At 46.4% G+C, this 26,274-nt stretch carries 25 protein-coding genes and 1 riboswitch; of the genes, 11 read left to right on the forward strand and 14 right to left on the reverse strand.

Going from position 1 to position 26,274, the window contains the following annotated elements; genetic code table 11:
* Positions 1–60 precede the first annotated feature (60 nt).
* Positions 61–2,631, forward strand: a complete 2,571-nt coding sequence (locus GS535_RS01765; protein ID WP_202401602.1) for a cation:proton antiporter — start codon at positions 61–63, stop codon at positions 2,629–2,631.
* Positions 2,632–2,725: 94 nt separating this feature from the next.
* Here the strand turns inward: GS535_RS01765 and thiD are convergent, their stop codons facing one another.
* The 8 genes from thiD to alr form a co-directional block, all read right to left on the reverse strand.
* Positions 2,726–3,517, reverse strand: a complete 792-nt coding sequence (thiD, locus tag GS535_RS01770) for a bifunctional hydroxymethylpyrimidine kinase/phosphomethylpyrimidine kinase (RefSeq protein ID WP_160792066.1) — start codon at positions 3,515–3,517, stop codon at positions 2,726–2,728.
* A complete protein-coding gene (locus tag GS535_RS01775) occupies positions 3,514–4,494 on the reverse strand; it encodes a HesA/MoeB/ThiF family protein (RefSeq protein ID WP_160792065.1) in 981 nt (326 codons plus the stop codon). Before GS535_RS01775 ends, thiD begins: the two co-directional genes overlap by 4 nt.
* Positions 4,488–5,108 (reverse strand): thiamine phosphate synthase, encoded by a 621-nt coding sequence (locus GS535_RS01780; RefSeq protein WP_237442166.1) that lies wholly within the window; start codon positions 5,106–5,108, stop codon positions 4,488–4,490. The genes GS535_RS01775 and GS535_RS01780 overlap by 7 nt, the downstream gene beginning before the upstream one ends.
* Positions 5,105–5,899: a thiazole synthase gene (locus GS535_RS01785; protein WP_160792063.1), complete on the reverse strand. Its 795-nt coding sequence runs from the start codon at positions 5,897–5,899 to the stop codon at positions 5,105–5,107. The genes GS535_RS01780 and GS535_RS01785 overlap by 4 nt, the downstream gene beginning before the upstream one ends.
* A 2-nt stretch (positions 5,900–5,901) precedes the next feature.
* Positions 5,902–6,099 (reverse strand): sulfur carrier protein ThiS, encoded by a 198-nt coding sequence (thiS, locus tag GS535_RS01790; RefSeq protein WP_160792062.1) that lies wholly within the window; start codon positions 6,097–6,099, stop codon positions 5,902–5,904.
* Positions 6,096–7,094, reverse strand: coding sequence for a glycine oxidase ThiO (gene thiO, locus GS535_RS01795; RefSeq protein ID WP_160792061.1), 999 nt, complete (start codon positions 7,092–7,094; stop codon positions 6,096–6,098). Before thiO ends, thiS begins: the two co-directional genes overlap by 4 nt.
* Positions 7,078–8,844, reverse strand: a complete 1,767-nt coding sequence (thiC, locus tag GS535_RS01800; RefSeq protein ID WP_160792060.1) for a phosphomethylpyrimidine synthase ThiC — start codon at positions 8,842–8,844, stop codon at positions 7,078–7,080. The genes thiO and thiC overlap by 17 nt, the downstream gene beginning before the upstream one ends.
* Positions 8,845–8,914: 70 nt before the next feature.
* Positions 8,915–9,025: riboswitch (TPP riboswitch) on the reverse strand.
* A gap of 61 nt (positions 9,026–9,086) precedes the next feature.
* A complete protein-coding gene (gene alr / locus GS535_RS01805) occupies positions 9,087–10,178 on the reverse strand; it encodes an alanine racemase (RefSeq protein WP_370518158.1) in 1,092 nt (363 codons plus the stop codon).
* Positions 10,179–10,597: 419 nt separating this feature from the next.
* Between alr and GS535_RS01810 the strand changes: the two genes are divergently transcribed.
* From GS535_RS01810 to spt, 3 genes are all read left to right on the forward strand, one after another.
* Complete coding sequence (locus GS535_RS01810) at positions 10,598–12,307, forward strand: fatty acyl-AMP ligase (RefSeq protein WP_160792254.1); 1,710 nt, start codon at positions 10,598–10,600, stop codon at positions 12,305–12,307.
* Positions 12,308–12,382: 75 nt separating this feature from the next.
* The gene (locus GS535_RS01815) at positions 12,383–12,637 is read left to right on the forward strand and encodes an acyl carrier protein (RefSeq protein ID WP_160792058.1); all 255 of its coding nucleotides are present in this window, start codon (positions 12,383–12,385) and stop codon (positions 12,635–12,637) included.
* Positions 12,634–13,836: a serine palmitoyltransferase gene (gene spt / locus GS535_RS01820; RefSeq protein ID WP_160792057.1), complete on the forward strand. Its 1,203-nt coding sequence runs from the start codon at positions 12,634–12,636 to the stop codon at positions 13,834–13,836. Before GS535_RS01815 ends, spt begins: the two co-directional genes overlap by 4 nt.
* Positions 13,837–13,915: 79 nt before the next feature.
* Here the strand turns inward: spt and GS535_RS01825 are convergent, their stop codons facing one another.
* The gene (locus GS535_RS01825; RefSeq protein ID WP_160792056.1) at positions 13,916–14,857 is read right to left on the reverse strand and encodes a hypothetical protein; all 942 of its coding nucleotides are present in this window, start codon (positions 14,855–14,857) and stop codon (positions 13,916–13,918) included.
* On the reverse strand, positions 14,850–15,812 hold the full coding sequence (locus GS535_RS01830) for a diacylglycerol kinase family protein (protein WP_160792055.1): 963 nt from the start codon (positions 15,810–15,812) through the stop codon (positions 14,850–14,852). The genes GS535_RS01825 and GS535_RS01830 overlap by 8 nt, the downstream gene beginning before the upstream one ends.
* Positions 15,813–15,982: 170 nt before the next feature.
* Here GS535_RS01830 and GS535_RS01835 point away from each other — a divergent pair, with 170 nt between their 5' ends.
* The 5 genes from GS535_RS01835 to GS535_RS01855 are packed head-to-tail and all read left to right on the forward strand — an operon-like array spanning position 15,983 to position 20,724.
* On the forward strand, positions 15,983–16,900 hold the full coding sequence (locus GS535_RS01835) for a metallophosphoesterase (protein WP_237442167.1): 918 nt from the start codon (positions 15,983–15,985) through the stop codon (positions 16,898–16,900).
* Positions 16,897–18,060 (forward strand): LptF/LptG family permease, encoded by a 1,164-nt coding sequence (locus tag GS535_RS01840; RefSeq protein WP_160792053.1) that lies wholly within the window; start codon positions 16,897–16,899, stop codon positions 18,058–18,060. Before GS535_RS01835 ends, GS535_RS01840 begins: the two co-directional genes overlap by 4 nt.
* Entirely contained in the window at positions 18,057–19,157 is a 1,101-nt protein-coding gene (locus tag GS535_RS01845) for an LptF/LptG family permease (RefSeq protein WP_160792052.1), read from the forward strand. The genes GS535_RS01840 and GS535_RS01845 overlap by 4 nt, the downstream gene beginning before the upstream one ends.
* Complete coding sequence (locus GS535_RS01850; protein ID WP_160792051.1) at positions 19,154–19,960, forward strand: sterol desaturase family protein; 807 nt, start codon at positions 19,154–19,156, stop codon at positions 19,958–19,960. The genes GS535_RS01845 and GS535_RS01850 overlap by 4 nt, the downstream gene beginning before the upstream one ends.
* Entirely contained in the window at positions 19,957–20,724 is a 768-nt protein-coding gene (locus GS535_RS01855) for a nucleotidyltransferase family protein (protein WP_160792050.1), read from the forward strand. Before GS535_RS01850 ends, GS535_RS01855 begins: the two co-directional genes overlap by 4 nt.
* 10 nt (positions 20,725–20,734) lie before the next feature.
* On the opposite strand, the gene GS535_RS01860 is transcribed toward GS535_RS01855, so the two are convergent.
* Positions 20,735–21,643 carry a hypothetical protein gene (locus tag GS535_RS01860; protein ID WP_160792049.1) on the reverse strand — a complete coding sequence of 303 codons (909 nt, stop codon included), beginning with the start codon at positions 21,641–21,643 and terminating at the stop codon, positions 20,735–20,737.
* Between the two features lie 115 nt (positions 21,644–21,758).
* Here GS535_RS01860 and GS535_RS01865 point away from each other — a divergent pair, with 115 nt between their 5' ends.
* Both GS535_RS01865 and GS535_RS01870 read left to right on the forward strand, forming a co-directional pair.
* Positions 21,759–22,550: an inositol monophosphatase family protein gene (locus GS535_RS01865; RefSeq protein ID WP_160792253.1), complete on the forward strand. Its 792-nt coding sequence runs from the start codon at positions 21,759–21,761 to the stop codon at positions 22,548–22,550.
* A 63-nt stretch (positions 22,551–22,613) separates the two neighbouring features.
* Positions 22,614–23,330: a lipid-binding SYLF domain-containing protein gene (locus GS535_RS01870; RefSeq protein WP_160792048.1), complete on the forward strand. Its 717-nt coding sequence runs from the start codon at positions 22,614–22,616 to the stop codon at positions 23,328–23,330.
* 46 nt (positions 23,331–23,376) lie between these two features.
* Here GS535_RS01870 and mltG read toward each other — a convergent pair whose 3' ends face one another.
* The 3 genes from mltG to GS535_RS01885 all read right to left on the reverse strand — a co-directional run bounded on the left by mltG (position 23,377) and on the right by GS535_RS01885 (position 26,170).
* Positions 23,377–24,390: an endolytic transglycosylase MltG gene (gene mltG, locus GS535_RS01875; protein ID WP_237442168.1), complete on the reverse strand. Its 1,014-nt coding sequence runs from the start codon at positions 24,388–24,390 to the stop codon at positions 23,377–23,379.
* A 124-nt stretch (positions 24,391–24,514) separates the two neighbouring features.
* Positions 24,515–25,798, reverse strand: coding sequence for a beta-ketoacyl-ACP synthase II (gene fabF / locus GS535_RS01880; protein WP_160792046.1), 1,284 nt, complete (start codon positions 25,796–25,798; stop codon positions 24,515–24,517).
* Between the two features lie 126 nt (positions 25,799–25,924).
* Complete coding sequence (locus tag GS535_RS01885) at positions 25,925–26,170, reverse strand: acyl carrier protein (RefSeq protein WP_018979519.1); 246 nt, start codon at positions 26,168–26,170, stop codon at positions 25,925–25,927.
* Positions 26,171–26,274 lie beyond the last annotated feature (104 nt).

Raw genomic sequence — 26,274 nt, forward strand, 5'->3', positions numbered from 1 at the left:
GAGGAAAGATCTGCTACAAGCAAAGCTGCGGGAAGACATAGAGCAAGGTGAGGGGACATAATGGAAATAGGGCTTGCAGCTATCCTTCTAACGTTAGTGTTCCTTCTTCTTCTGATCAGTATTACTCAACCTCTCGCCCGGAAATTGAATTTCCCGGAAACTGTTCTCATTGCTATCCTTGGTATTTTAGTAGGAGGTAGTGCATCCTTTATTAGTAACTCATTGGGGATTGACTTACTGGAAGGTCCAGCAGAGGCACTAACATCATTTCCTATTAGCAGTGAAGGTTTCTTGCTTATATTCCTTCCTGTGTTGGTCTTCCATGGTGCCATGAGCATCAATGTACGCAGCCTTACGCACGAGATTGCGACGGTACTTTTGCTTGCTATTGTAGCAGTTGTCGTTTCGACGGCGACGATCGGATTCGCTTTATATCCATTTGCACAACAAAGCCTTACCGTATGCCTCTTGTTAGGGGCCATCGTCGCAACAACAGACCCGTCTGCTGTTGCTGGCATATTCCGTGATATAGGTGCTGCATCACGTTTGAGCCGTCTTGTTGAAGGTGAAGCGCTTTTTAATGATGCCGCTGCTATTGCTATTTTTTCTATTCTTGTCGCAGCAACAACGGCTCATCATGCTGTGAGTTTAGGTGAGGCAGCCTTTAGCTTTTTCACGAGTTTTTCTGGAGCCGTTGTCGTTGGTATTGCTGTTGCGCGGCTAATGCTCTTATTAATTTCAACGATCAGTGGTTTCCCTGCAGCAGAAGTCACTTTAACGCTCGTTTTGCCGTACACCGTTTATATTATATGTGATGATATTTTGGGATTTTCGGGAGTTGTGGCTACAGCTACTGCTGGTCTTACGATCTCCGCCTATGGGCCTTCGACCTTTCGCCCACAGGTATGGCGGTTTCTACATGAACTTTGGGAGCAGCTGGTTTATTGGGCGGGTTCGCTAGTCTTTATCCTCGCGGCCATGCTCGTTCCACGCATGATGGTTGGGATGACACGCTGGGATTGCGTGCTTATTTTGATCGCTAGTGCAGCAGGGTTATTAGCGCGTTCTGCCGTGATCTTTGGATTACTTCCAGTTCTTAGCATCACACGTTTATCGCCTCCAGTTCCAACACGCTTTAAAACGACCATGGCTTGGGGGGGATTACGAGGGGCTATTACCTTAGCTTTAGCTCTCGCAATCAATGAAAACCAACATATTAATGAATCTATTACTCATTTCGTCGGTATTGTTGCAACAGGTTTCGTCCTTATTACGTTATTGGTTAACGGAACAACGTTACGTTCTTTGGTTCTTTTCTTGAAGTTGGATCAATTGTCACCTGTAGATGAAGCTATTCGACATCAAATTATTGGTATCGGGTTAGGACATGTTGCCAACCGCGTTGAGCAAGTCTCAAATGAACTTGGTTTCAGCAAGAGAACACGCTCGGGCGTTATTAGTCGGATTGAGCGACGCGCTCAGAAAGAAAAAGAAGCCAATAATTTTGAGGCTGCCTTAGGAGACCGTGATCGCGTCACAATGGCTCTTATTACCATCGCTAACCAAGAGCGCAGTCTCCTTCTTGATCTGTTCCGCGTTCAAGGCATGTCAAGTCGCCGGGTTATGGAAATATTGCTACGTACAGCTGAAGCAATGGTTGATGGTGCTCAAAGAGAAGGACGTTATGGCTATGTGAGAGCTCGTAAGAGACGACTACAGCCTAGCTACCGTTTTCAACTTGCGCAAATGATTCACCAAAAATTTCGTATTGATCGTCCCATGATGTTTTGCATGATGGAACGCTTTGAAATGTTGATTATTACACATCTCGTTTCAACGTCTTTGATGCGTTTTGTCCGTGACCGCATGGAACCTACTCTAGGCCCACGTATTACAGAAATTGTTTCTGAAGTTCTCGGGCGTCAACGTAAGCTTCTTGACGATGCTCTTGAAGCATTAAGAATGCACTATGCAGGGTATTCTGAAGCATTAGAGAGCCGTATTCTACGACAGATTTCTTTGCGGATGGAAGATGAGGAATATGAAACACTCGTCCGGGAAAATCTTATTTCTCAGGAACTTCATCGAGAGCTCCACCGTATCATTGAACGTCATCGCCTTCGTTTAGAAACACCATTACGCTTTAATCTAAGGAGTGGAATTGAGCAGCGTTTAAGAGCTTTCCCAGCTTTTAATGGCGTTCCTGATGCCGCATTGCACGAGTTAGCATCTAAAGTTTCCATGTGCTTTTTATCACCTGGTGAGATTCTTTTCAAAAAAAGAAGCAAAATTCGATTTATTTATGCGCAAGTGGCTGGCTTAGTCGAGCTGCAACGAGAAGAAAATGACGTTCAGCTGGGGGCAGGGGACTTAGTAGGGGCTGTAAGTCTGCTCAAAGGCGACCGGATGCGCGCAACGGTTCGATCTTTACAATTTTCGCATATGCTGGCTATTCCAAAAGATGAATTTGAGCATTTGCTTGAAATGTATCCAATCATTAAACGACAGGTTATCAAACGCAACCAGCAGCGCCGTAATGGTCTCATTCTTCCAAATGTTGCTGTTACATCAAACGGAAGAAACGTTTTGCCAGCACATGATGCAGAGCTTAATATTTCATCGCTAAGATAGCGATGAAATATCTTTCAAAAAGTGAGCCAAATGGGAAATATGGATCACAAAATAGTCACATAATGATTATTATGCCAACTATAATGTAAAAAAATCAACCTTGATGATTCAACGGCCCATGCTCCGCAACAAGCTTTAAAGCATCAGCTGTTTTTAATGTTTTAATAAGATAATTTCGTGCTCGTGAAACGGCTTGTGGCACAGGATGATCAATCATGAAAAAAGCTAATGCTGACGATAAAGTGCAACCAGTGCCTCGTCCATGTAAGGTTTTAACACGGTCATGAGAATAAAAATGGCATTGTTCGCCTGGCCCGACAAGCACATCTGTACAAATTTCTTGATCACTTAAATGCCCACCTTTAAGCAAAACCCATGGAACACCTAGCTTGTGCAACATAATTGCTTGCTCTTTCATTTCTGCCACTGTTTTTGCCTCTGAACGATTAAGAAGAGTAGCACTTTCCCTTAAGTTTGGCGTTATAAGCGTGACAGTCTTTATAAATTTTTCCAGTATATCTTGAGAGAGATTTTCTTTATATAGCCTATCCCCAGAGCTAGCTTTCAATACAGGATCATACACGATTGGAAGTTTCGAGAAAGAAGGCAGTAAGACTGTAAGCTTTTCTGCAATAGAATTACTGCCGATCATTCCTATTTTAATTGCACTTACTGGCATTTCCTGCAATGCCATATCTATCTGCTGTGATATGATATGGGCCGCCATGGTAACCGTTTCCCCTACATGGCGGCTGTTTTGCGCAACAACAGCGGTTACACAAATTAATGCATATCCACCAAGCGCCGAAAGCGTTTTTATATCTGCTGCGATCCCTGCACCGCCTGTCGGGTCTGTTCCAGCAATCGTAAGAACTGCATATGTCATAACGCCTGCTTCCCCAACGCAAGAACTGCTATGTCTCTCTTCCCTCTTTCATAGAATTGTTCTGCTGCCCTAGCCGCACGTGTTCCTGTCTGACAACACAACACGATACGGCCGTTATACGAAAGATCACGCCCTTCAACGGTAAACTGATCCAACGGTGTGGAACGAATGTTATTCCTTGATAAAACAGGTCTTTCGCCAGGAATTCTCACATCAATCACTAGATCATCATCATCGACATCCTGCCAGGAAATAAAAGACCATTTTTTACGAGGTTCTTTTGCTGAATGAAAAGAAAACTGACTCATACGCATCTCCCGAGCATCCCAACGATAGAGTGTCCCTGCCAAAGAGGATTCCCTATTCAGTAAGAGCGAAAGACATAATTGAGCTTGGATAGTACCAACAAGCGCGACAACAGACCCAAGAACCCCACCAATACGACAGTCAGGGGCATTACGAGACAAATCTGGAAAAACTGCTCTATAACTAGGGGAATTGCCACAAAAAGCGCCAGCATACCCCCCTAACCCCACAGCTGATCCACTAATCAATATATTTTTCTTTTGCTGGCAAATATCACTAAGCATATACGTTGTCGCAAAGTTATCTGCAGCATCAATCACAATGGCATCTTCCGAGATAATTTTTTCAGCACTATGTGATGTCATATAAAAATCATGTGGAATAACATGTATCGTTGGATTCAATGCAGAAAGACGTTTACACATACAATGTGCTTTACTTTTTCTAATATCATCTGTCGTATAAAAAGTTTGTCTATGGAGATTACTTTCCTCTACACTATCTCCATCAACGATATGAATATGCCCTACTCCAGAGCCTGCAAGGCACGGTAAAAGAGCACATCCGAGCCCTCCAGCACCAACCACGACGACTTCAGCTTCTGAGAAGGCACGTTGCCCTGTAGCTCCAACTTCTACGAGAGACATTTGGGTCATATAACGTGTTAGCATGAACCACTATCTCTCAACGCTTCTTGCCAAGCTTTAACCCTTTGCTCAATTGAAGCGGTATGACGGAAAACATCACTGACAACCGCGACAGCTTCTGCACCAGCTTTTAAGCATGACAAACTACGCTCCGTTGTCACACCTCCAATTGCAACCAAAGGAATAGGAGCAATCAGAGAAGCCCATTCATGCACTCTTTTAAGCCCCTGAGGCTGCCACGGCATAACTTTTAGCGTTGTTTGCCATACAGGCCCCAATGCGATATAATACGGATCAAATTTTTGTGCTGCAGAAAGCTCATGATGATCATGAGTACTCACCCCTAGCTTAACACCCTGCCTGTGAATGGCTTTATAATCTGCCGATAGAAGGTCTCCTTGCCCTAAATGAATATAAGGTGCGCCTTCATCTAGAGCAATTTCCCAATGGTCATTAACGACCAAACAAGATTGATAGGCACGGGAAACCTCAAGAGCTTTCCTCACTTCGTGTCTAACAAAATTTCTATCCTCTGTTTTGGCACGTAATTGGATAAAACATGCTCCCGCTTTTACCGCTCGTGCAACTTCATCTGCAGAGCTTGCAATAGGATAGAAACTATCTGGTAGATGCGTCATCCTAAGCATGCCTTTCCGATAATTGGGCTCGAAGCCATTCCTCCTTTATAGGGTTCCATGCAGTCGGCTTGATAAGCTAAATGCCCTGCCTCAATGGCTTTAGAGAAAGCCAAAGCCATTTGGATCGGATTTCCAGCACGCGCAACGGCCGTATTGAGGAGTACAGCATCAAACCCCATTTCCATAGCTTCTGCGGCCTGTGAAGGACGCCCAATCCCAGCATCAACAATCAGTGGAACATTGGGAAAACTGGCACGCATAGCTTCCAATGCTGCGACATCACTTAACCCTTGCCCACTCCCTATAGGAGATGCCCACGGCATTAAGACTTGGCACCCCACTTGCAACAAACGCTCAGCTACACCTAGATCCGTTGTTGTATATGGGAAAACGGAAAAACCATCTTCGGTCAAAATGCGCGCAGCTTCAACTAAGCCAAAAACATCGGGGTGCAAACTATGTTCATCCCCAATAACTTCCAGCTTAATCCACGAAGTTCCCATAAGTTCACGCGCCATATGGGCTGTGGTGACAGCCTCCTGAACGGAAAAACAGCCCGCTGTATTAGGAAGAACTCTCACTCCAATTTTCTGAATAAGTGACCAAAAACTCTGCCCGGGTCGTTCATTATGGTGAGAAAAACCAAGCTTCTCTCTGCGTAGTGACACGGTAACAATATCACAATCCGATATTTTTACCGCTTTTTCGAGAGAAGCTGGTGAAGGATAGCGCGCCGTTCCTAAAAGAAAACGGGATTGCACAGTTTCTTGATAGAGAGAAAGCTGAGACATACTCATCCTCCTTGAAGTGGCGCTAAAATTTCAATCGCATCTCCAGAGCGGAGCGTTGCCACATCACGATCATCGGCTGCAACAAAATGTCCGTTCAATGCCGTTGCAACAACAGCATCACCCAAACCAAGTTCCTTTAAGAGTTCCGTTAAGGTAGGTGAAAGAGGACGAGTTTCACCATTAACATGTAGAATTGTCATGCTGCTTTCCCGCATAATTCCTGAAGATAAGAGGCCACTTTCTGGGCACACCATGGCGACAGAAGAAAGCCGTGCCGATACAAACCATTGGCGTAGATAACGCGTCCATCACGTTCAATATCAGGTAAGTTGTCGGGAAAAGCCGGACGCACGCCAGCACTGGCTTCTATGATATCCGCTTCACCTAATGCGGGATGCAATCGCTGCACGGCTTCAAGCATCTCGTAGGCGGAGCGAACCGTCACAGGCCCATCGTAGTCACTTTCTATACTCGTCGCGCCAACCATCAAGATTCTATAGTCACGCGGGATCACATAAATCGGCTGACGCGGGTGAAGCAGCCGAATGGGACGAGAAAAATGTACGTCCTGTGAATGGATCCGTAGCATTTCCCCTCTTACACCCCTCAATCTTGATAGATCATGGCGTGCGCTTAGGCCTCGGCAATCAATAATAAACGCTTCCGATAAATTGCGAGCTGAAACAGAGCATCCCATTGATAAGACCCCTCCTCTTTGCACAAAAGAGTGTGCAAGAGCGGGTAATGCCTCCCGTGGATCTACATGCATTTCTTTGGGATAGAACAGCCCTTCATGAAAACGGTTCCCTAACACGGGCTCCAGCTCCATAATCCCTTGAGCATCCAGATCTACATGTTCAGCTGTTCGGCGGGAAAAACGAAGCACTTCGCTTCGATCTCGGGCCGCTGAAAGCACGAGGCTTCCATTTTTTTTAACACCCGCATAGTGCTGCTCCCACCATGTTAAGGCTTGCTGCCCACGCTCAATAACCTCAGTCTCTGCTCCGTCACGCTCACACCATGGAGCAATCATTCCTCCAGCGTACCACGAGCACGTCTGAGGCCCTAACTCAGGCGTTTTCTCATATAGATGCACAGCATAACCTTCATCTTGAAGCGTCAATGCTGTGACGAGACCAACGACTCCACCACCAATAATAGCAATATCTGTTTGTTCGTCAGATGGCTTCAACATAGAGCCCCCCACCTTTCTGACGGAATTCTTCTGATTTTTGCTCCAAGCCCTCCAGACGCTGCGTTTCTTCGCGAATATCGTGAGAAATCTTCATTGAGCAGAACTTAGGGCCGCACATCGAACAGAAGTGAGCCGTTTTATGGGCGTCCTTAGGCATGGTTTCATCATGAAAAGCACGTGCTGTATCGGGATCGAGGGACAGATTAAACTGATCTTCCCAACGGAAAGAGAACCGAGCACGCGACAATGCATCATCACGGTAATGAGCAGAAGGATGTCCCTTCGCGAGGTCGGCTGCATGAGCAGCAATTTTATAGGTAATGACACCTGTTTTTACGTCATCACGATCAGGCAAACCTAAATGCTCTTTTGGTGTGACATAACACAACATCGCTGTGCCAAACCAACCGATCATCGCAGCACCGATCCCAGAGGTAATATGATCATAGCCCGGTGCAATATCTGTCGTGAGCGGGCCTAACGTATAAAAAGGTGCCTCGCCACATAGTGCTTCTTGCTTGGTCACATTCTCACGGATTAAGTTCATAGGAACATGCCCTGGCCCCTCAATCATGACCTGACAGCCCGCCGCCCATGCTTTGCGTGTAAGTTCCCCCAATGTTTCTAATTCTGCAAATTGTGCTGCATCGTTCGCGTCGGCAATGCTTCCTGGACGCAGCCCATCACCGAGCGACAAAGCGACATCATAACGCTGGCAAATTTCGCAGATTTCCTCAAAATGTTCATAGAGAAAGCTCTCTCTGTGCCCATCAAGACACCATCTTGCTAAAATAGAGCCTCCTCGGCTGACGATCCCTGTAACGCGCTGTGCTGTCAAAGGAATATGCTTCAAACGAAGTCCCGCATGGATTGTAAAATAATCCACGCCCTGTTCAGCTTGCTCAATTAAGGTATCACGAAAAATTTCCCAGTTCAGTGCTAAGGGGTCATTGCCAACTTTTTCGAGCACTTCGTAAATGGGAACTGTCCCTACGGGCACCGGTGAATTGCGCAACATCCATGATCGAAGATTTTGGATATGTTTTCCCGTTGAAAGATCCATAATCGTATCCGCTCCCCAACGGGTCGCCCACACCATCTTTTCAACTTCTTCGTCAGCACCCGCTGTCACCGCTGAGTTGCCGATATTCGCATTGACTTTCACGTGAAAGTTTCGACCGATGACCATCGGTTCCAGCTCAGGATGATTAATATTAGCCGGTAGAATAGCACGCCCTGCTGCGATCTCTTCTCTTACAAATTCGGGCGTTATAGTACGTGGCAATGCAGGCCCTACCCGCTCTCCACGCAGTGGAAGACCTTCATCCTTTTGCTGTTCACGCCCCAAATTTTCACGCCAAGCCGCAAAAGCCATTTCCTCAGTAATGATACCCGCCTGAGCGTACTGAAACTGCGTTACATGTTTTCCCTTCTTACCCTGTCGAATGTCGTAAGACGCAGGGCAATAAGAAACACTACTATGCTGATGACGATAATCAGCAGAAACACTATGGAAATCACGTTTCTTCAGCCATTCTTCCCTAATAGAAGGAAGGCCATTTTCTAAAGAAATACAGGCATTGTGATCCGTATATGCGCCAGAGGTATCATAAAGCAAAACCGCCTCTTCATCAGCGTTACTGAGTGCGACCTTACGAAAAGGCACCTCAATATCCGCGTAGCCAGGAATAGAACGGTACGTTTTTTGGGAACCACATATAGGGCCAGTGGTAACGGTAAAATCCTTCATTGATCTTCTCCACAGACAGAGCGCGGGAAAAGATCCGGGAATGACGATTGTTTAGGATATGAGCATATAAGGCATTCATGCTTTCCTGTCCCTTCGCCGGCATGACCCGGATCAGGTTCAAAGGGTCCAGCTCACGCTATCTCAGCCCTCTTTCAAAAAGAGGGCACCCCTCGGAACAACTCTTACGCTATGCTCCCTTATTCTAAGCGTCAAGAAACAACGTAAAATTTATCTTTCTCATTTTATTCATTATCGCAATAAATACGACTGAACCGCCTTCCCAAGGAGGTTAAAATCTCATACCCGATCGTTCCTGCGGATCGCGCTAGCGAGTCCACATCCTGATGGGGGCCAATAACCGACAAAGACATATCGTCCTTAAGGGCATATTCTGGAATAGTACTTATATCGACAGAAAGACTATCCATTGAAACGCGCCCAACAACAGGCAAGCGTTTATCGTGCCACCATAAAGCTGCTTTATTCCCAGCAGAACGCAAAAAACCGTCTGCATAACCGATTCCTACAGTGGCAATACGCGTTGCATGTTTCGCTTCCCATGTTAGGCCATAACCTACGCTAGCCCCTTTGGATAAATGGCGTATTTGTAGAATACGAGCATCCAATTCAACAACGGACTTCAGAGAATGTGGCGTTTCTTCATTCGGAGCTATTCCATAAAGCGCAGCCCCGGGACGCACTAAATCAAAATGATACTTGGCCCCCAAAAAAATACCTGACGACGCAGCGAGAGAACGAGGCACGCCTGGGAAACGCTGCGCCATGCGGATAAAATTCTGACGCTGCCACTCATTAGCAGGGTCATTGGGATGATCCGCACAAGCCAAATGACTCATCACGAGCACAGGCTGACAAGAGCTCAACGCTTCTTTGTCTAAATCTTCTTCTGACAAACCGAAGCGTGACATGCCGCTATCAAACTGCAGAGCTACCGGATGACAACATCCATGGCTTTTGCAAAAATCCTGCCACTGTTTCACTTGCGCATAACTATTCAAAACAGGAACTAATTTATGACGCACCATATCGTCGATCTGATCAGGCAAAAAGCCATGTAGTATGAAGATTTTTTGTGATGGGAGAAAAGCACGCAGACTTATCCCCTCTTCTGGATGAGCAACAAAAAAAGTCTTCACATGGTCTCGTAATGCACATGCGACTTCTTCCATACCGAGGCCATACGCATCAGCCTTGAGAACGGCAGCGCATTCTGTCGTTCCGACAAATTGCCTATGCAAAGAAAGCCAATTATGTCGTATGGCTGCTAAATTGATTTTTAAAAATGCGCTTGTCTGTTGATTAATTTGTTTCACATCCAACCTTTGAACTGATCCCTTTCTGCCCCTCTTTATATGTTGTGAGGTCATGAAGATCGTCCTGCTTCATCTAATGCTACGGGGAGACAGATCTGATATGTTCTAGAATTCTTTAAAATATGGCAAGAGAGAGTAGCCATATTCTCACACCCTGTTGAGTGGTTTTCTTACCATACCCCAGAAAATTCCTCTTTCATCCTCAAAACTCTCACTCATAAGCTTGAGGAGAAGGGGTATTCTGTATTACAGACAGTCAGCAATTCAAGCAGCGCGTTTTCAGAGCTGCTTTTGCGCTGCCCATCCGGGTAGCAACATGTTGTCATTTTTCGCATAAGGCCCCTGAGAGTGTCGGTGGTCCGAATGGAGCTAGTCAAGGTTTGACCGAGGCCAACCTAAATACCCAAAGCCCCCTGTCTATGACGCCAAGCCGTTCAGGTTTAGCACGTCGCTATGGGGATTTTCCAAGCTTTCCAGCCGCGCTTGACTACGCAGCGCAGGGGGATTCTGGATTCAATATCTATTCGGGCCGCGGAACCCTCGTAGAGTCACTTCCGTACCGTCAGCTGCGCGAGCAGGCGCTGGTCATTGCTCGTCGGCTACTAGGGCTTGGATTAAAACAGGGGGATCGTGTCGCTCTCGTCGCTGAAAGTGACGGTGACTTTGCCCGTATTTTCTTCGGCTGCCAGTACGCAGGTCTTGTTCCCGCTCCTCTGCCACTTCCTGTCGCTTTTGGTGGGCGTGAATCCTATATAGACACGCTTCGTGGTATGATTGGTAGTGCGAGTGCTCGCGCGGTTATCGTTCCCAAAGTGATCGGCGGCTGGACTGAAGCCATCGTCGAAGGATTAGATATTGTTTTTGGCGGCTCTCCTGCCGAACTGATGGAGCATCCCGCCAAGGACTGCTCACTCCCCCAGATAACTCCCGATGACCTGTCATACCTGCAGTTTTCTTCAGGAAGCACCCGTTTTCCTATGGGAGTAGCGGTTACTCAAAAAGCAGGCATGGCGAATGCACATGCTATCGCAGCTTACGGGTTGTGTGTTCATCCATCCGAAGACCCTCGTGATGACCGTTGCGTTTCTTGGCTTCCACTTTATCACGACATGGGGTTGGTTGGTTTCTTCCTCACCCCCATGACCTGCCAGCTTTCGGTTGACCTTCTTCCAACGCGCGAGTTTGCACGACGCCCCCATATCTGGCTCGAACTTATTTCACGCAATCGCGGTACATTGTCATATGGCCCATCCTTTGGCTTTGAACTGTGTGCTCGTCGCGGTGCTCGTGATGAAATCGATCTCTCCTGCTGGCGTGTAGCAGGAATCGGTGGGGATATGATTCGCCCCCATATCTTGAAACAATTTGCTGATATCTTCGCTTGTCGAGGGTTCGATCAACGTGCATTCGTTGCTAGCTACGGCATGGCTGAAACAACACTAGCCGTCAGTTTTGCTCCTTTAAATCAAGGACTTAAAGCGGATACAGTTGACCTTCGTTATTTAGAAGGGAAGAATTACGCACGCCCTGCTGATGAGCAAACAACAGCGGAACGTGCTTTTGTGCTATGCGGTAAACCATTACCCTTGCATGAAATCGAAGTAAGATCACCAGATGGAACTGTTCTTGCGGAACGAGAAGTCGGAACGATTTTCGTTCGTGGGCCTAGCCTCATGGTCGGTTACTTTAATCAACCTGAAGCTACAGCTCAGACGCTTTCTCAGGATGGGTGGTTAAATACAGGAGATATCGGGTATTTCCTTGATGGACAAATTGTTGTCACAGGACGTGCCAAAGACCTCATTATCATCAATGCGCGTAATATTTGGCCACAAGATTTAGAGTGGGCTGCCGAGAGTGAAATTACCTCTTTACGCTCACGTGATGTTGCCGTTTTCTCTGTAGATGATACCGATGGTGAAAAGGTTGTCGCGCTTGTTCAGTGTCGCATAACGGACACATCACTTAGGGAAGAGCTAAAGGACGGACTCACGTCTCTCTTCCGACGATTGCACGGTATTGATGTGGATGTTGTCCTTGTTGCTCCCCGTACGCTCCCTCAAACTTCGTCCGGGAAATTAAGTAGAGCAAAGGCCAAAAACATGTTCTTGGCCGGAGAGTTTAAGTAGGTATAATGGGGCAATGCATTTGGGAGAGTACACCCCCGCTCTCCCTTTTTAGACGCTTACAAAGGTTCGAAGCTCATGACTGACAGCATCCCTAACATCGCCGATATGATTATTGAGAAGCTGCTCGCTAACCCTAAGGTTCCACGTAACATTAACGCGGATAGCCGCATTGTCGAAGATCTTGCTTTCGATAGCTTAGCTGTTATGAACTTTGTGATGGAAATTGAAGATACGCTTGATGTTTCTGTCCCTCTTGATAGACTGGCGGACATAAGGACGATCAATGATTTAGCATCGTGCTTACATGGTATTAAGGCAGAACAAGCATGACATCTGGATTGTTTGATAAGTACGCATCTCTTAAAAAGTCATATGAATCTCTCGTTGAGGCCTCTCCACGTAATCCGTTCGGTGTGGTTATTGAGCGTCCTCTATCGGCTACGGTTGGCATCATTGAAGGGCGTGAAACGCTTCTTTTTGGAACCAACAATTATCTTGGCCTAAGTCAGTCTCGACATGCACGCGATGCTGCTATTGAGACAGCGACGTCTATGGGCGTTGGAACAACAGGCTCGCGCATTGCCAATGGTACTTTCTCCCTTCATAAGAAGTTGGAGAAACGCTTATCCGAAGTTTTCCATCGCAAACACACGATGGTCTTTTCAACAGGCTATCAAGCGAATCTGGGAACAATCTCAGCCTTGGTCAACAAGGACGATATCTTATTCCTAGATGCGGATAGCCATGCAAGCATCTACGATGGAGCAAAACTATCAGGCGCTCAGGTCATCCGCTTCCGCCATAATGACCCTGCTGACCTAGATAAACGACTAGCTCGTACAAAAAATTCTCCAGGGGCTCGCCTTGTCATTGTTGAGGGTATTTATTCCATGACCGGGAATATTGCCCCTATTAAAGAGTTTGTGGATGTTAAAAATCGCCATAATGCCTCCTTAATGGTCGATGAAGCACATTCTTTTGGTGTGTTGGGTGAACATGGACGAGGTGTCGCTGAGCTACAAAATTGCGAAAATGGCGTTGACTTTGTCGTTGGCACGTTTTCTAAATCTTTGGGAACAGTTGGCGGCTACTGCGTTACGGATCATGATGAAATTGACCTCATGCGTCTCTGCTCACGCCCCTATATGTTCACAGCCTCTCTACCTCCCGAAATTATTGCAGCGACTCTCGCGGCATTAGAGGATATTCAGAACAAGCCAGAACTGCGAACTACTCTGCAAAGAAATTCTACTCAGTTACATGCAGGGTTGAAAGAATTAGGCCTCACGACAAGTGATTTCGTCTCCCCCGTTATCGCGGTTACACTTGAGACTATTCCGCAAGCTATGGCTTTTTGGAATGCTCTTCTAGAAGCGGGTGTTTACGTCAATCTTTCGCTACCTCCCGCAACGCCAGACAATCGCCCTCTTCTGCGTTGTTCTGTTATGGCTGCTCACTCTTCTGAAGAGATTGCTAAGGCGGTAAATGTTTTTGGGAATGTTGCTCGCACTCTCGGTGTCATCTCTTAACGGATGTAGCTTCGCAAAGGGAGGTAAGTAAGGATTAAACTTACTTTCCCTTTACCTTCAAATCAAAAAAGACACTTTTTTATTTTCGGAAGGCAGACCTTATATGCCTGAAGCGCCATAAAAGAAGCGGTAAACTGAGAATGGGATGAGTCATCTCAAAAGAAGAGAGAGTAATCTTTTCTCCCGTGTGCCGCTGAATTTTCCACAATAGATATTTAATCCCATCACTAAACGTGAAAGCTGCTTTTAGAAGACGTACTACATTCAAAAAATGTCCTATTTTTTGAATTTCTCCCCACTTGTGGTGTGCTTTTAAGCGTACAGCTGGTGTTAAGTGAGGTTGCAACGTCTCATTGATAACGTCTGCACTCAAAGATGCATGATGCCATGCTGCCAGTAGGATAGTTTTATAGCGCTTCTCTCTTCCCGTTAACAAATTTCGGCTTCGTCCTTTTTTCTCCACTCTTAGCTCTGCTTTATAAGTGCGAGCAAAAAGGTCATGCCAATAATCCTCAGCTGTTCCTGAATACGGGCCTAACAAGGCAGCCCAACAAGACGCTGTAATAACGCAACGTCTGAGAGCCTCTAAAATACCATCAGCTGCTTTATTATTTCTCACCCAGACCAACCGTACCGGTTGGCAAAAACGTGCCCATATTGTGCTATCTCTGCTTTCTAATGTGCTGCGAGCTAGAAACTGAGAGAGAGATAAAACTGCAACCTTTGCTCGAAGCGTTTTGCCTGCAGGAATGGTATGCTCAACATAATATACATTGGGTGGCAGAATCTTATTAGCCAATCGTCCTATGCTAGAGTGGCTCAGATTAACTGTCCGATCTGTGATGACGTAAAAATCTAAAATCCCTTCATAGTCCGTTTCTCTCAAAACGGATCCATAAAAAAGAATCCCTAATGGAGGAGCTTTAAATAGATGCGCAACATAATCGGCTAGCTCACTCACCGCAGAATCAGTCGCTTCTGTCAGCTCGCTTATTAAAATCTTTTCCAGAGAATCAGACATGCAAAAACCTAAAGCTGGGGCCTTTTTCTAAAAAAATGCGCCTGTCATCTTTAGCTGGGAAAACCTCTCCATCCAAAACAAAATCACTATCAGTTTCAAGAGCAATACGAATCGCCCGATCGCTCTTATAATCCTCATGCTGTTGCAGCCAATTTGGCACTCTTCCTCTAAGAAGATTTCCAAGAACTTTAGGAAGATTCTTAGGAAAAGAAGCGACATCTAAGAAGTGGAAACCTTCATCGTGCCTTTTATCGCTCCAGAAGGGCCATATACCACGAGATAGCTTTTCTAACGCCGTCGCTATGAAGAGAAAGCTATCTCCATCACGATCCCCCCTTTCACAGGGAGGAAAAACCTCACGCTTTAGATAGTTCCCCTTCATCCAAGAATTTCGGCTACGCGCAAAGAAAAGACTAACAACGCTCGTTAAAAACGTATAAATAACAGCCAAATCATGAGGAGCAAAGCGAATCACCGTCGGTTCATGAGCAATCCGAATAGCACGCGCGTATCCCGTACATCCCCCAAACATACCTAATACGCTAGGTTGACTACCGTCATGCCATGAGAGACGAATAGGTGACCGCTCACTAGATTTAAGTGCTTTTCCCGCCATGACATAGTCAACAGCAGCGGGCCCACGCAAACCAAACCCAACATCGGAAGCAATGAGGTTTGTGTTCCCTGCCGGCAAGATGGCGATTGCTGGTAAGTTATCTTCTGGATAAATAGCTGCAATCGCCGTTAAGCAGGCACTAACGGTTCCATCCCCTCCGTTGATCATGATCAAATCAACATTGTCTTTTTTCAATTCACGAATATGCTCAGGTAAATGCTCATCATGCTGGGAGCATACACAAAACTTTCCGAGCTTTCCCCGCGCAAAGGCGACAAACTTGCCCCCATCTTGCTGATTTCTACGACTGTTTGGATTATGAATAAGAGCTGGTCGCACGATTTTAGTCGGTCTTTATGGCTATAAATGTGGAAACCAGAGGCGCAAAATGCTCAACTGGCTGTTCTGGTGCTAGCCGAGGTCTTATATCACGGCTATGTTAACGGAACCAGTAAGGAAGGTTCTTCCTCACTGAAAATAATACTCTCGCTTCTTGATGTCGGAACCATATGCCTTCCAGAGCTCACTTTTTTCCTCCAGCCCCTTTGCAGGCTGCTCAAACGATTAGCTTGGCACATATATCAGACCCACATCTTCCTCTTCCTTCAATCCCTTGGACATCTTTCTTTCTCAATAAGCGACTTCTCAGTGCACTTTTATGGCGCATAAAGAGACAGCACTGCCTCCGCCCTGATATTAATAAGAGACTGTTGAAAAGCATCCAGAGTGTTAAGACACTTTCTAACATTCTTGTGAGTGGTGACATTACAAACTTCGGAACTTACGAAGAATATCTTTCGTCAAGAAGTTGGCTTCAAAGATTGCCTGCACCGCCTATTGTTGTACCAGGCAATCATGACATTATGGTGCCCATTACACCCGAAAAAAGCCTTGCCCTATGGAAAGAATGGTCCGGGGAAAGCTATCCTTTTGTACGCCTCATTGGTCATGTTGCTATTATCGGCCTTAATTCGGCTCTTCCTACACCACCGTTCACGGCTTATGGATACCTTTCCAAATCACAACTTCTTGAGCTAGAATCACTGCTCGAAACTCTTGGAAAACAAGGCTATTGTCGGGTTGTTATGATTCATCACCCGCCTAAAAAAGGGCTCTTAAAAAAACAAAAATCCCTTCTTAATACGAATAAACTTTCGCGTATTTTACAGCGAAGAGGAGCAGAGCTTGTCGTGCACGGGCACTCCCACAATGCTACCGTGACGACCGTCGAGAATACAGATATTCCTCTCGTTGGGATCGGTGCTGCGTCCATGTATAGCCATTGCGACCATAGGCAAGCCAGCTGGAATCACTTCATTTTTACACCTCAAACAAATGAGCACCATATTCAGCTAATGCGCTACAATTACGAGGGGGAAATCATGACCCAAAAACAATGGTCAGCGCCGATCGGGGGGCTATTATGAAAAATAGCTTGCCGACACTAGATCGCTATCTTTTGCGTCAATTAATCCCCCCCTTTAGCATAGCGCTCACGACGATGCTGATAGCCCTTCTCTTAGAACGGCTACTCATCCTTTTTAACCACTTAGCAAATTCCGGCAGCTCTATCGCGACTTTTGTAACGTTGCTGACAGACTTGCTGCCTCATTATATGGGGCTTGCCGTTCCTGCTGCACTTTGCATCGCGGTGTTTCTAACAATTCATCGCATGAGTGAGCATAATGAGATTGACGCTTTATGCGCTAGCCATATTTCACTTTTGCGGATCACCCTTCCCTATATGAAGGTCGGTCTCATTCTCGGCATATTAAGCGTTTTTCTCTACGGTTATATACAGCCAGTTGCCCGTTATGATTATCGTGCCGGCTTCTATTTCGCTCGCCACACGGGATGGGCCCCTCACTTACAGTCGGGTATGTTTGCAAGCACATCGGGCCATACGATGATCACAGCAGATCGCGTCGATCACGGCGGCTCACGTTTGCTTCGTGTTTTTATTCGTGATGTTAAAAAGGATGGGACGGTTCAAATCATCACTGCTCCCAAAGGCATACTCACCATTTCAGAGCAAACAGAAGCAACTCAGCTTGATTTGTGGAATGGTCACATTATGTCCTCCAAACATCCAGATACCCTTGGAAATGACGTTACTGTAACGCACTTTGATCATATTACGCGCCTGATTGAACGTTCTCATAAAAAGACAAGTTTTCGCTCACGTGGTGATGACGAAAGAGAACTGACTATTTTGGAGCTCGTTCATGCCCTACGTCATGGCGCTCCCGGGATCCCGTATAAAGCCTTACGTTCTGAGCTAGATTTCCGACTTGCCCGAGCAATTGCTATTCCCTTTATCCCCCTTCTATCCGTTGCATTAGCTGTTGGCCGGAAAAGAAAAAAATCTGCTTTTAGACAAATTGCTCTTGCCGTTATCTTGGTAGGCTTTGATGAGACACTTCTTTTTGGGCATAGTCTTGCCGCTGAAGGAGCCTCTCCTGTTTGGCTCTCGATCTGGGTTCCTGAGATAATTTTTTGCACAGCTTGTATTCTAGTTCTGCTTTCACGATCGTACCCTGCATGGTACCGTCCTTCAAAGCGTGCTCACACGGGTAATCATCCATGATCTCTTTTTCACGGCATTCAACATTACTTCGTGTTTTTCTAAAGCCGCTTACAGCTCGTATTCTGCTTTGCTGCGCCGTTCTATCTGCACTGCTTGAAGTGCTTGCCCTTCTGGAAGAAGCATCTACAATATTGTCGCGCCATTTAGGCGTATATGGACTTATAAAATATAGCCTTCTCCACCTCCCAACATTAGCCGCGGAAATCATGCCACTGTCCGTCATGGTTGGCTCTCTGTTCACACTTTTACAAATGACTCTTTCCAGTGAAATAGCAGCTATGAGAGCGTCGGGCTTATCGACATTTAACATGTTTAAATATCTTTTGCCGGCACCAATTTTTATTGGCATTCTCACAATGATTGCTCAATTTTGGGTCATTCCTCCTTGCGAGCAAACGCTTAATATTTGGTGGAACGAAACAGCGACTCTTTCCAACGATCAAGATGCTCTCAGAGGTATATGGTTCCGCAATGCCGGTAATATTGCTCATATCGAGCAAATTAGTGCGGGCGGCTATCATCTAAAGGGGGTAACAATTTATAAGCGTCAGCCCGATACTGGGCTGTTACAGAAGACCAAACATTTCTCCGCCCTCACTGCGAGCCCTTCAGGATGGATCGCCAGCAACGACTCCTTAGAAACAACGATTGACCAAAATCAAGATAAGGGCGAGACCTCCCCACTCCCTCAAAAATTTCCTCTGACCGTGACGCCACGACAGATTATTAATATGACTGTAGGAGGAACTTTCTATACTCCCTCTCAAATATGGGCCGCTCTATCCGGCCGTATTCCTTCTAGTTTGCCAGCATCTAATTATTTGATGGCCTTATTGTCAGGTTTTTTCCTTCCCTTGCAAATGGCCGTTATGCTTCTCATCACTCTTCCAATCACCTATATCCCTCCACGGGCTGGTTTAAGAAATCCTCTGCCGGTATATGTTATGGCGTCAGGATTAGGTATTGTCATTTTGCAAGGAATGATCTCTGCCCTAGGGAATGCTGGTTCTGTACCAGTTTTGCTTGCTGTCAGCTCTGGGCATATCATAGCGGCTTTACTAAGTTTGGCTTGGGTGCTGCGAATGGAGGAAAAATGAGTACGCTGGGAAAATTCTTTAAAGAAGCCCCGTTGTTGAGAAAAGGGCGGAGTTACGACCTCGGCAAGATGAACCTTGCTCAGTTATGGTCTGCTTACCTGACCTATCCGATAATTATGTTATATTTTCTTCTCATTATCGGAACGGCTGTTTTTTCAGCTTATCTCTCACACAATATCTGGCTCAGCTTAATTCCTGTTCCTGTTGTCATCGCTGTTTATCCGACAGCTTGGTACATGATTCATCGTTATATTCTTCATGGGCGTTGGTTTTATCGTAACCCTATCACAGCCTCTATGTGGAAACGCATCCATTTTGACCATCATCAAGACCCTCATCTGTTAGAAGTGTTATTTGGCTCCCCCCTCAATACCGTGCCAACGATGATGGTGATCACCATGCCTATTGGTGCACTTATTAGCGGATGGAGCGGTGCTTTTTCAGCACTTTCTACAGCTTTGGTGATGACATGCATTTATGAATTTTTTCATTGCATTCAGCATCTAGCATATAAACCTCGTTGGAATTGGGTTGTTTATATTAAACAGCTTCATGTGCTGCATCATTTCCACGATGAAGACGGAAATTACGGAATCACAAACTACCTTCCAGACCGTTTGCTTGGAACCTTCTATCGTGAAGCAAAAGAAAGACCACGTAGCCCATACGTCTTCAACCTTGGATATACGGTTGAAGAAGCCGAGCGCTATCCATGGGTTATGAAAAAAACAGGCGCCCCTCCTCGTGATCGGCCTGATCCTGCACGCGCTCCGAGGCGTGAAGAACTGAACCGGCGCGCATGATGCTTCCTGTCTTGGTATTAGCAGGGTCACGTGATGGTGAGCGTGACCCTTTAGCCCAATTGGGAAACGTCTCCCATAAGGCACTTCTCCCAATTGCTGGTATTCCTATGATTGAGCGGGTTGTGCGTGTTCTTGAGGATACTCCCGACCTTGGCCCAATTTGGGTAAGTATTGAAAAACCTTCTTGTTTAGAATTCTTAGGGAAACGTATTCGCGTCTTAGAAGCAGCCTCTACCCCAAGTGAGAGTGTTGCTAAGGCATTAGACGAAATCGGCACCCCATGCCTTATTACGACGGCTGATCATGCCCTTTTGTCTTCTCAATGGATCCAAGAATTTCTTGAAAAAAGCCGTGCTTCTCAAGCCGACCTTACGGCAGGAGTAGCATCTGACCAAGCTATCCGACGTGATGTCCCCAATACGAAACGCACATATATCAGACTATCTGATCTGACATTTTCAGGGTGTAATCTTTTTTACTTCCATGATGCTCGTGCACGCTCTGTCGTTACGTTATGGCAGAACTTACAACGCAACAGGAAGCGTCCTCTAAAAATGGCGTGGACATTAGGCATTCCAACGCTTCTACGTTTTATTCTTCGACAATTAGACACCAGTGGCATTGAGCAACGCATTGCTCATTTAACTCATGCCTCTGTCAAAATTGTCACCCTGCAAGACGGTAAAGCATCCATTGACGTCGATAAAGTCTCTGACTTTCACCTCGTAAATGACTTACTCAATGAAGAAAAGAAGCAGTCATAGAGACATAACTCTATGACTGTCTAAGCTTCCTATCGTTTAAAATTAGATCCCGGATCAATGGAATCTTGTGAGCTATGCCGTAGTTGATCTTTTTAAAGTCGACCAATGTGACTGATCCTGCCGCTGACAATGTATGCATGCCATCAGAATGCGAGCCTGCTAATGTTTTAGGTAGCGGAAAATGACCTCTAGTCTCTATGCGGGGTTTCCCGTAACCTAGCCCAGAAATACGCAATGTTTGCATTCCTCCACCGTAAGATGAACTACAATCTTGCACAGGCAGGATGACGTCATCATTGACAACACACGCCGTGCCCCCAGGACGTGCCCCTTCTCGATCAACGAGAACGCAGCCCATGTCGCACCAAGCGCCTGTTAATTCTTCGGCAAGAGCGATGTGCAATGCGCTTTGACGGTAAGATTTAGGCGTTGGAGGTGTCCAAAACAGCCACCATCGATCCCTATAAAACAACGGGGTCGCATCAATTGCACCAATTGGGAAATCAAAAGCCGTAACCCGTTCCCATTGATAAGGGAATTTCACGGCACGGTAGAGAGAAAGACGGCCAGATTTATATCCTTCGGGCAAAAGATAAAACTCATCACCATGTCGAATGATTTGTGGGTAAGAAAGATGCCAAGGTTCTTGTAAAACAGTTTCATGCTCTATGAGAGAGAAGGCTTCATCATAGACCAAAACGTCAATTTTACCTTTCCCTGGATGATAATCATATGACTCTACAAAAACATACAGACGACCATCATGCCAAATACCAAATGGATCTGCGAAAAAATGTCTTTTCCCATAATCTGGAAGCCACGTGATGCCATAACCTTCAAGAGTATTGCGCTTAATGACCTCTTCAAAAGGAGCATGCACAATCGCACAACGCCAATGATCCATTTCAAAAAGTGACATGACCTCTCCTATATAATTTGATGACATTATGCTGTGACCATCTCTCCATTCTATATTACTATCATAAAAGATGATTTTATGTTAGCGAGGAACAATTACCTTGATGAAAAACACCATGGCAAATACGGAGGTTGACCTCCGCTTCCAAGCCGCTTCCAATATTGTCGCCGATGCAGCCGAGCTTGCTCTCTCTATGCAGCCTGCCCCAGGGAAACCTCAAGCTTCCCTCAAAGGACGGCAGGACTACGTCACCGAGGCAGATCAAGCTGTAGAAAAATTTGTGACAGAACGCCTACAGGCTCTATTCCCACAGGATAGCGTGCTTGGGGAAGAAAAAGGCGGAGGCATTGGTGCTCAATATCAATGGGTCATCGACCCTATTGATGGAACTTCAAATTTTGCGCGCGGGCGCAACCGTTGGTGCATTTCGCTCGGTCTCATGAAAGAAAATACGCCAGTCGCTGGTATTATTAATGCTCCAGCTCTACGGGAAATTTTTACAGCTCAACTTGGTCAGGGCGCTTTCCTCAACAACCGGCCCATCAATGCTTCAAAAACCTCAACCATGAACGAAGCTATGGTTGAGATTGGTTGGTCGCCCTATGTTCCTGAAGGCTGGTTTCAAGAACGTATGTCGTCGATGCTCTCTTTAGGCGCCATGCCTCGTTCCCTCGGGTCTGGAGCGTTAGCTCTCGCTGATGTCGCTTGTGGTCGTTCGGATGGGTATTTAGAGCATACTATTTTTCTCTGGGACGTCGCGGCTGCTTTGATTCTTTTAAAAGAAGCAGGTGCTGATGTTTCCCCGTTCATCAAAATGGGGGGAACTACACAGCCTACAACCATTCTGGCAAGTGCTCCCAGCGTCTCATCTATTTTATCACAATCTTTTAATGTAAAAATGACGTGACGCTTTCCTCAGATCATTTTACGAACATTTTGTATGGTCTTATCCTGATGAAAGAACCTTCTTATGCCCTCTTTTTCGCGCTTTCCCACTAAAACGCTATGCGCTCTAGGTGGCATCACAATATTGGGTGCCTGCTCGTCAACAAGTTCAGCAACGACTGCATCTGAACAGCAGCCTCTCGTTGAGCAGGCAGCGTCGTCTGTGAAGAGTTTTTTCAGCAATGGAAACCAAGCACAGCGAGCAGCAAAGCTTTTAAAGAAGTCACACGCTGTTATGGTGTGCCCTTCTATATCGAATATGTCTCTTATTTTTGGTGGCTCTAGTGGACGATGCACACTTTTAAGTCGTGATGCACGCGGATCATGGTCAGATCCGGCATTTTATACCATCAGCTCAGGCACTTTTGGGCTTCAACTTGGGTATCAGCATTCTCAACTCATGCTCTTTATCACATCCAAACGTGGCGTTCAGGCGCTTTTGGATCATCAGTTCACTTTTGATGCCAACGCCAGTGCCTCCTTCACCAGTTTTGGGGGCAGCGCTCAGAGCAGTCATGTAAGCGGTGGGAAACATGATATCTACGCCTTACAGCAAGCGAATGGTGTTTTTGCTGGAGGAGCGCTTGGAGGAAGCAAACTATCAGCAGACAGCGCTGCAAACCGAGCCTATTACCAGCAATATGTTGGGCCAGAAGATATTGTTGTAAATATGCGCGTCAACAATCCTTCTGCAGACGTTTTACGTCGTGCTTTAATGAAAGCTGAAAAGAAGGCACAGTAATGACTAAACAGGCCGCTTCCTAAAAGAAGTGGCCTTCATACCTCCGTCATGGAGTGCGTCGTTGCTTACGATAATCACGCACATGCTGTGTATGCTCTGCTAGCGTCTGTGAGAAAGAATGTCCTCCTCGCCCCGTAGCCATAAAATATAAGGCATCACCAGCTGCAGGATGAGCAACAGCCTCCATTGATTGACGACTTGGAGAGCAAATAGGGCCAGGCGGCAGCCCCGTATTTTCATACGTATTATACGGGCTGTTATACTGTAGGTCAGCATGAGACAGAGGTCGCCCCAAACTCCCCTTTCCTTCACTTACGGCGTAAATAACCGTGGGGTCTGTTTGCAAGCGCATATTTTTCTTGAGACGATTCAAAAAAACACGTGCTACTTGCGGCCGCTCTGCAGGAAGAGCTGTTTCTCGTTCTACCAACGAAGCCAACACCAGTAATTGTTCAGGTGTCTCCACAATACCTTGCAGAGCATCACGATCGCGATGTTCCCAGACTTGGGTTTCGTGACGATGCATCAACTCTTGCATCTTTGCCAAAAGACTGCGTCGTTCTGTTCCCCAACGATAAAAAAACGTTTGAGGATAAACCGACCCCTCCGTAATTTCGGGAAGCTCACCCTGCAACGCTACGGCTCTTTGAAGAATGCCGCGAATACGAAAAGCCGTAACGCCCTCAGCAATAGTCACACTATGTGTAACAGGGCGACCATGCCGCAAAATATAAAGAATATGAGAAATCGAAACACGCGCCGGAAAATCAAATTCCGCTGCGTGGATTCCACCATGTCTCAACGTCACTAAAGCGGCTGCACGAAAAAAAACGAGTGAAGACCAACCCGGTGACAAAAGATGCTGCTCTTGTAAGGTTTGAGCGACCTTATGCATCCCCCCTTGAGGGATCACTACCGTTCGTTCTTCGGAAAGAGGGCCAGGGTCTGTATAATGCCCATAACCTGCAATGATACAAGCTACACAGACACACACTCCAAAGAAGAAAGCACGACCAACCGTAACATAATCACGCCAACATTTTTGAGTGTCGTCCCCCAAAGAAGATTCCTCTGATCTTTCTTTTGATTTCTTAAAAAGGGAGAAGCGTGACATGATCTATATGATACAATGAGAAGAGGAGCTTCTCAAGCCTAAGACAGAGAAACTCCCGATACTCCTCATTTTACCCGGCAAAGCGCTTTAAAATTAAACTTGCATTTGTTCCGCCAAATCCAAAGCTATTAGAAAGCGCAACGTCAATTTTACGCTCTTGAGCTTCATGGGCAACCCGGTCAATCACGGTTTCACGTGCAGGGTTGTCTAAATTGAGCGTAGGCGGAATAACCCCATCACGAAGCGCTTGAAGACAGAAAATAGCTTCAATAGCTCCAGCGGCTCCAAGCAAATGCCCAATGGATGATTTTGTGGACGACATGGCTAAATGACGCGCATGGTCTCCAAAGCGACGCTCAACAGCAGAAAGCTCAAGGTCATCCGCCATCGTGGAGGTGCCATGAGCATTCACATAGCCTATCTCACTCACATCAGTCTGTGCGTCTTTCAGAGCAGCAGTCATGGCCCGATAGGCTCCTTCATGCCCTGCAGCAGGTGCTGTGATATGATGCGCATCACCAGAAAGACCATACCCACCAATCTCACCGTAGATCTTTGCTCCACGGCGTTTGGCATGTTCATACTCTTCCAGCACAAGCACCCCTGCCCCTTCGCCCATCACAAAGCCGTCGCGCTCTTTGTCCCAAGGACGCGAAGCCTTCGTCGGCTCATCGTTAAAGCCTGTTGAAAGAGCACGAGCTGAGCAAAAGCCAGCAATCCCGAGAGCGCAAATAGCCGCTTCCGTACCACCAGCAACCATCACATCGGCATCGCCATGCTGGATAAGACGAGAAGCATCACCAATCGCATGGATCCCCGTCGCACAAGCGGTTACAGCCGCATGGTTTGGGCCTTTAAAACCATAGCGGATCGACAAATGTCCGGACGCGAGGTTGATTAACGCAGCAGGAATAAAGAAAGGTGACAGGCGCCGCGCCTTCCCGTTCGCAACAGCAAGAGAATTCTCATAAATCGTTTGAAGACCGCCAATCCCAGAACCGATCATCACACCGGTCGCGCAGCGATCTTCTTCATTTTCAGGCTTCCAACCTGAATCTTCAACAGCCTGAATAGCTGCGGCCAAACCAAGATGAATAAAACGATCCATCTTTTTCTGGTCTTTGGGAACTACCCAATCTGATAAAGTCAAGCCACCTTCTTCAGTGGGGCCTTCTGGCACTTGCCCACCGATTCTTGCAGCAAGTTCTGATGGGTCAAAATGGGTAATCGGCCCAATGCCGGAGTGACCTTCGGTAAGACGCTTCCATGTCAGTTCAGCACCAACAGCAAGCGGGCTCACTGCACCCATTCCCGTGACGACAACACGTTTCCTGTTTGTTCCAGCCCCGCTCATCGACGCCCTACCTCGTATTCTTCTTATCAAACAAGCGGAATAGCCTTACACCACCCCGCTTTTCCATTCACAATGGAGACTAGCATAAAAACCAGTCTCCAATGCATCTCTTGCCAAAGAGATTGATTAGGAAGCTTTTTGCTTGCTGATGTAGTCAATAGCATCAGAAACCGTTGCAATTTTTTCTGCTGTATCTTCTGGGATCTCAACAGAAAATGCTTCTTCAAAAGCCATTACCAACTCAACGGTATCAAGGCTATCAGCACCCAGATCGTCAATGAAAGACGCATTTGGTGTAACCTTGCTTTCTTCAACGCCAAGATGCTCGACGACGATTTTCTTGACCTTATCAGCGATTTCGTTGTTGCTCATTTGCCTTTTCCCTTCTCCCCTCATGGGGTGCTACTAAACAAAACTCTGCCAGCTTCCATCACGAAAGACAGCATTGCCGCGTGACGAAGCAAGTTAGCGGCCTT

The organism is Saccharibacter sp. EH611, assembly GCF_009834765.1.
Classification (GTDB): domain Bacteria; phylum Pseudomonadota; class Alphaproteobacteria; order Acetobacterales; family Acetobacteraceae; genus Saccharibacter.